At 57.6% G+C, this 3,440-nt stretch carries 1 protein-coding gene; it reads left to right on the forward strand.

All coding sequences use genetic code 11. The annotated features are described in order from the left end of the window. Window positions 1–532: 532 nt before the first annotated feature. Window positions 533–3,440: starch-binding protein (locus Q5H31_RS08185; RefSeq protein ID WP_302457671.1), on the forward strand; the 2,908-nt coding region annotated here is incomplete at its 3' end.

Below are 3,440 nucleotides of genomic sequence, written 5' to 3' on the forward strand. Positions count from 1 at the left end.
ATCATCGTCCCATGGACGGGCACGACCCTAAGTGCGCAAACCTTCGGGCACTACCGTCACACATCAAGTATTCCGAAATATACAGAAATACCGCAATGCACGGCAAATTCAATTAAACGCAACTCTTCATAGGCCACTTAAACAAACCACCACCCCATCAAATTGGATAGAGCATATACAAGCCCACATCCAGCAGCACCCCCGTACCCCCACTTGCACAAATGAGAAAGATTTGCAGGGTTGACGCATCGACAACAACTGGATTGCATTTTCAGGACATCGCCGAATATACTCCCACCACACAACAAGTTAGGGTGGTACAAAACACCATCAATTAAGTACCACCTTTGCAAACATTTTCACAAATGAAAGAGTTGTTTCAGCAACGATTTTCATTGTTTTTCCAATGCTTTTCGCACTTTAGTACCCTAGAAAAGGTATAAAATAAACAGCATACGTTCGCAATAGTGCAAACGCTATCAAAGAAGATGGGGCCCTTCACGGGGAGCCATGGAGTAAGGAACAAGGAGCTATGAGGCACCGGAAACCAACCCCGGCCTGGCAGAAGCTGGGTCTGAAGATCAGCAAGAAGGTGGTGGTCGGCATCACCGCCGCCGCAACCGCCTTCGGAGGTCTGGCAATCGCCAGCACATCGGCACAGGCCAGCACCGGCCGTGATAGTTACGCCGACACCGTTCAAAACGCCACCTTCGAACAGGCCCGTAAGAAGTACGGCCTGGCGAAGGAGATGAGCGAGGGCGCCACCCTGCACGCGTGGGAGTGGAGCTTCAAGACCATCGAGGAGAACATTCCGAAAATCGCCGAAGCCGGTTACACCTCCGTGCAGACTGAGCCGATTTCCGCCATCCACACTGGAAACAAAGGCAAGATCTTCACCGAAAACTGGTACTACGTATACCAGCCGACCGACACCACCATCGGCAACTGGGTGATGGGCACCGAAGACGATCTGAAGAGTCTGTGTGAGACCGCACACAAGTATGGTGTACGCATCATCGTGGACGTGGTGGCCAACCACATGACCGCCACTTGGGGTGCCATTGCCGACCGTTGGAAGAAATCCGACCTGTACCATCACGACTGCAACGACGGCGACGTGCAGGACTACAACAACCGTTACCAGGTGACACACTGCAAGCTGCTCGGCTTGTACGACATCAACACCTCGAAGACCGAGGCCGCTAACATGATGCATGATTACCTCGTGCAGGCGGTGAACGACGGCGTGGATGGCTTCCGTTTCGACGCGGCCAAGCATATCGAGCTGCCAGACGAATATGACGGCTCCCAATATTGGAATATCGTGTTGAACAACGGCGCCCAATTCCAGTACGGCGAGGTGCTGCAGGATTCCATCTCCCGTGACGCCGATTACGCCAAGCTGTTCGCCAACAACAGCCGTCATGGCGGCGGTGTGACTGCTTCCTACTACGGAATCAAGCTCCGCGGCGCGTTGAGCTCAAAGAATCTGAATGCTGGCAACCTCAACAATTGGGACAACGCCGCAGGTGGCAACAATCTCGTTTCCTGGGTGGAATCGCACGACAATTATTCCAACAAGCCCAACGATTATGGCGCGTCCATGAAGATGAGCGAATGGGAAATGACTATGGGGTGGGGCGTAATTGGCTCCCGCTCCCAGACCATGCCGCTCTACTTCGACCGTCCAGTCGGTTCCGGCGGCAGCCAGCCGCAGTTCTCCGAGCAGAGCAAGCTCGGTGACGCAGGCGCTCCAAGCTGGTATGATCCGCAAGTCGTTGCCGTAAACCATTTCCGCAATGCCATGAACAACAACAAGGCCGCGGAATACATGCGCAATTGCAAGGATAACAACGCCTGCCTCATGGTCGAACGTTACATCAAAGACGGCAACTCCAAGAACGACGGCGTGACCATCACCAATATGAACGCCGCTCAGGATCTTTCCGGCATCGAAACCACCCTTGATGACGGCACCTACACCGATCAGGTTTCCGGCGGCAAGCTGGTGGTTTCCGGCGGCAAGATTCAGTCCGGCACCGCACCTGCAGGCAAGATCAGCGTGTTCTTCACCGATAACTCCGCTTCGGTTTCCGCCAGCGGCGCCAAGTCGTTCAAGACTGACACCACCACCATCACCCTGAACGCGAACAACGCCACGGACACCACCTACACCACTTCCGAAGGCAAGTCCGGCTCCTATAAGGACGGCGACACCATCACGGTCGGAGCCTCCACCGCTGTCGGCGGCACCGTCACCGTGAAGGTACAGGGCAAAGATGCGGATGGTCAGACAGTTTCCGGCGAATTCACCTGCACGAAGCGCGATCCGAACGCCACAAGCACGGCCTACGCGAAGAAGCCAAACAATTGGTCGAACCTGTACGCCTACGTGTATGTGGACGATCCGGATGCCTCCACTTTGCAACAGAACGCGAAGTGGCCAGGTGTTGCTATGACAAAGGTTTCCGCAGGAGACAACTGCGGTCAGGATGGCGAGTACAAATACGAGATTCCCGACGAGCTCGTGAACGACAACACCCGCATCATCTTCAACGACGGCAATGCCGAGAACACACTGAAGTATCCTGCCGACACCACCGAAGGCGAGGATGCCGCTGGCCTTAAGATCGATGGCAATTACGCTTGGGACGGCAACACTTCGTCCGGCACCTGGGAGGCCCGCAATTGCGTGGTCACCCCGACCAAGTCTGTTAAGATTGATCAGTCGGATTACAGCGTGGACCTGTCCGAGGGCGTGGCCACGAAGCAGTTGACCGCCACGACCGATCCGAAGGGCGCGTCCGTGAGCTGGAGCTCGTCCGACAAGGACGTGGCGACCGTCAGCCCGAAGGGCGTGGTCACCCCGAGGAAGGCCGGCAAGGCCACGATCACCGCGAAGTCCGGGACCAAGACCTCGTCGATCACCGTGACCGTGACCGGTGAGCTTCCGCCGGACCCGGTCGCGAAGAACACCGTCTACGCTTCGAAGCCTTCGGGCTGGGGCAAGATCTACGCGTACGTGTACACGGGCGACGGCGCGACCGCGGCGAACAACGCGGCCTGGCCGGGCGTGGAGATGACCGCCCCGAGCGCGACCGACGGCTGCCAGCAGACCGACCTGTACAAGTACGTGGTCCCGGACAACCTCGCCAAGGGCGCGAAGGTGATCTTCAACGACGGCGGCAGCCAGCAGTATCCGGGATCCCGCCAGCCGGGCCTGGACTACAACGGCGGCATCGTGAAGTGGGACGGCTCCTCCGCGGCCCTGGGCGCGGTCGAGTGCGAGACCACCATCCCGGTCACGTCCGTCTCGATCTCCGGTGATGGCGTGAGCGGCGGCAAGCTCTCGCTGAAGTCCGGGGCGAGCGCGCAGCTGACCGCGACGGTCAAGCCCGACAACGCGACGGACCGCAAGGTCACATGGACGAGCTCGGACT

Source organism: uncultured Bifidobacterium sp., from assembly GCF_959020155.1.
Taxonomy (GTDB): Bacteria; Actinomycetota; Actinomycetes; order Actinomycetales; family Bifidobacteriaceae; genus Bifidobacterium.